At 65.5% G+C, this 3,264-nt stretch carries 5 protein-coding genes and 1 pseudogene; 2 read left to right on the forward strand and 4 right to left on the reverse strand.

From position 1 onward, the window contains the following. Positions 1 to 329: hypothetical protein (locus VIU94_RS14985; RefSeq protein WP_331911629.1), on the reverse strand; the 329-nt coding region annotated here is incomplete at its 3' end. A 483-nt stretch (positions 330 to 812) separates the two neighbouring features. Then, on the reverse strand, positions 813 to 1,229 hold the full coding sequence (locus VIU94_RS14990; protein WP_331911631.1) for a hypothetical protein: 417 nt from the start codon (positions 1,227 to 1,229) through the stop codon (positions 813 to 815). A 459-nt stretch (positions 1,230 to 1,688) separates the two neighbouring features. On the opposite strand from VIU94_RS14990, the gene VIU94_RS14995 reads away from it, so the two are divergent. Together VIU94_RS14995 and VIU94_RS15000 are read left to right on the forward strand one after the other, a co-directional pair. Further along, on the forward strand, positions 1,689 to 2,018 hold the full coding sequence (locus VIU94_RS14995) for a hypothetical protein (protein ID WP_331911633.1): 330 nt from the start codon (positions 1,689 to 1,691) through the stop codon (positions 2,016 to 2,018). Positions 2,019 to 2,050: 32 nt separating this feature from the next. Continuing rightward, positions 2,051 to 2,743, forward strand: coding sequence for a hypothetical protein (locus tag VIU94_RS15000; RefSeq protein WP_331911635.1), 693 nt, complete (start codon positions 2,051 to 2,053; stop codon positions 2,741 to 2,743). A gap of 44 nt (positions 2,744 to 2,787) precedes the next feature. Here the strand turns inward: VIU94_RS15000 and VIU94_RS15005 are convergent, their stop codons facing one another. Both VIU94_RS15005 and VIU94_RS15010 read right to left on the reverse strand, forming a co-directional pair. Then, positions 2,788 to 3,126, reverse strand: a complete 339-nt coding sequence (locus VIU94_RS15005; protein WP_331911637.1) for a hypothetical protein — start codon at positions 3,124 to 3,126, stop codon at positions 2,788 to 2,790. Beyond that, positions 3,119 to 3,264: pseudogene (locus tag VIU94_RS15010) on the reverse strand (peptide-methionine (S)-S-oxide reductase MsrA); the annotation flags it as partial. The gene VIU94_RS15005 and the pseudogene VIU94_RS15010, both read right to left, overlap by 8 nt.

Consider the following 3,264-nt stretch of genomic DNA (forward strand, 5'->3'; position numbering starts at 1 on the left):
ACTGCTTCCCAATCCCAGGAGTAGTTCGACTTCTCAGAGCTGTTGTTCTTGATCGTCCAAGTCAGCCAGATGCTCGTGATGCCGGCCTCTGAGCGATCATCGAGCTTGAAGCTGAGGAGGTCCTTGCGCTCGTCGGCCTCCGGATCCTCTCGGCCGCCCTGTGGTTGTTCGCCGCCCTCTTCGGTCTGTCGCTCTTCAGTCTGCGTCTCCGAAGTGGGAGCCGGAGTCGACCCGCCATCGTCATCTGCGGTGCCACAGCCCACGAGTGCTGTGCCGCTGGCTGCTATTAGGGCTGCTACAAAAGTTGCTGCAATGAGCCTGCGTTGCATGGCCATGCCCCTTGTCGCACTCTGCAACCGTCGTACACCCGATCGGTTGTCGCGGCACTTCGGGAACCTCTGCGGCGGCCTATGCGATGGGCTTCCCTGCCGCGCGTCATTCGAAGTGGATCCTGCCAGCGGCAGACCTGGCTGAGTCGGCGTTGGTGAGGCCGTCATGGAGCCACCCCAACATGAGCGGCCGGATCACCGCATCTTCCGATGCACCGTATGGGTGACCTGTCAGTCATTTGCGCCTTGGCCGGAACACAGCGGCGCGGATGCGAGGCCCCGCATACCGAAGCGCCCGGATTCCAGCGTGGATCCGGGGCGCTTCTGTCGATGCAAGGTGCAGGTCCTACGCGGCAACGGGTACGGCGACCTCTCGCTCGGCGCCGCCGGGCTCCGCGCCCTCCCGGGCCGACACGAGCACAGGTGTTACGACTTGACCGGCCACGTTGGTCGTGACGACATGCATTTGCCGCCTCGTAACAGTCACTGGAGTGCAGTGTCGGGAATCAGGGCAACGAGACCTGACAGGAAGCTTCCGATCGCAGCGAGGGTGACGAGGGTGGCTTTGCCGTCCGAGAACAGACCCGAGCAGAAGGCGCGGACTTTGCGTCGGATGATCAGCATCTTGAGCTTTTGCCACCGGTGTTGTCGGATGTGGCAGCCCAGCAGAAGTCCGGTCGCGTTGTTGCGGCAGCCGTCTTGCCGTCCTCTCACACCAGCACCGCACGTCACTGGGGCTTGGAAGAAGCACCAGGCCAGGACAGCGGCTGACAGGGAGACCACTACTGCCGGCCCAGCGGCCTTGTTGATCCACGCAGCGATTAACAGTGCGCCGGCCACCACGCCCCACCACTGTCCCAACCCACCGAGCCGATTGCTCCCCGCCCCTGAAGTCGCCATGTCTCAGATCGTGGCGAGTCAGCTCGGCACCTATGCCCCGAGGGGCGTGCTTGACCGGATAGGGTCCCAAGAAGGCTGACTGTTTTCCCGGGCGGTCCTCTCCCGCAAACTGGACTCGCCTGCGCGGCGATCTCCGAACGCGGCCGGCGGGGTGCGATCAGTCATCCGTGGGGACGGGAGTGATGCCCGTCGGGCAGGAGCGGCCCCAGTTGGTTTCGGACGGGGCATCCAGCTTGACACCCGTACCGCCGAGTCCGTCGTGCCATGTGACCCGTCGTGCCTCACTGATCGGAAGCATCAACGGCGTGCCTTGGGCGGCGTTGCCTTCCACCCTCGGTCGAGGGAGTCGTCCCACGTGCCGTCGCGATCGAAACTGGCTGCTCGGCATCCCCGCGACATGGGTGGAGCCGCATCGTGACGCCAGGCAGAATCGCCTACCCGCGTGATCGAGTGCCCGCAGTGACGGCAGACGGACGCATCCACGAGTTCGGACGCGACGCGATCGGCTTCTGCTCAGGCCTCGGCCACCAGCTCGTCCAAGCGACGCAGGACTTCATGTCCACTGAGATCCGCGTCGCCCGCAAGGATCCCTCTCACGATGCGTCGAGCTTCCCGTACGACGCGTACGTGGTCTTCGGTGGCTGCCAAGAACGCAGCGTCGCTCATGTCGTCCCCAAGGCTGATGTCGCGGTATACGGCTCCACGTCAGAGACGCGGACTGGCAGCGCGCGTACCTTCGCTGGTCTTCACGTGACCTCACCAGAGGGCGAAGTATGCGACAGGGATTGAGAGTTCAGTCGGGGAACGACTTCAATGGAACCGTGACCAAGGCACTTACGGACGGTTCTGCAAGCATTGCCAACCGGGCTGCGCTCGGCGACGTCGTGGCGGAGCTGCGTGGGCCCAGGCCGGTCTTCCACTCGGAAGCCGACCTTCAGCACAGCTTTGCCCGGGTGCTCTGGGAGCTGGCACCGGACGTGGACTCCAGGCTCGAGGTGCCGCAGCGAGGGGCGGGTAAGGCCGAGTACCTGGACCTTCTGTGCCTCGGCCCCGAGAGCCGCACTGCGATCGAGTTCAAGTACTTCACCCGAGGGTGGACAGGGACGGTTGGCATCCCAGCCGAGGACTACGTCCTGAAGGCGCACGGCGCCGCCGACCTCGCTCGCCTGCACTTTGTTCGGGACATAGAGAGGCTGGAGCGCTTCTGCCATCGGTCCGACCAGAACGGTCTTGCTCTCAGGCTCACCAACGATGCGTCCCTGTGGGCTCCGCCGGACCCCGGCCGCCGGCGTACCCGCGATCACGACTTCAGGATTCACGACGGCCGGGAGCTCGCCGGGAAGCTGCTCTGGGCCGAGGGGGCGTACGAGCCGAACACATGCAGTCTGCGGGGGACGTACCCCCTCCAGTGGGAGGCGTACTCCCAGCAGGACGGAGCAGGTGGTGAGTTCCGCTACCTGGCGGTGTTCGTCAGTCCATTGGCCACCGGTGCCGACGGCACCGTAGATGCGTAGCCTGCCCGTGGATCACTCTGCGAACTGGAGGAGTGGTCGCGGGCTCAGCGCCCCACGAAACGCGGTTCCGGCCAAGTGGTGATCGGGTCGCTGGCGGACGAATAGATCTCCAGCAGCGACAGGTAGCCGTCCCGCGCAAACACCATCACGCCGGCGTCCTCCGGCTCCTCGCACCAGGCGTCCGCGGCCGGGTGACTTGCGCCCATGGCCGGAGGCACAACCGAGCAGTCCACTTCCAGGTCCACCGTCACACAGCCGCACCCACACCGGTTCGTAACCCGTGCGTACGGGATCTGCGCGCGCAGCGCGCTGCTCACCGGGTCGGTTCCGGCGAGCAGCGCGTTCAGGGTTGCTGTCGCTTCGGGCGAGAGAGGTTCAGTCATCGGCCTTTGCGATGCCCGTCGGGCAGGAGCGGCCCCAGTTGGTCTCGGACGGGGCATCCAGCTTGACGCCCGTGCCGCCGATGCCGCAGTAGCCCGCGGGGTTCTTGTCGAGGTACTGCTGGTGGTACGGCTCCGCCG

It is taken from the genome of Streptomyces sp., from assembly GCF_036566765.1.
Taxonomy (GTDB): Bacteria; Actinomycetota; Actinomycetes; order Streptomycetales; family Streptomycetaceae; genus Streptomyces.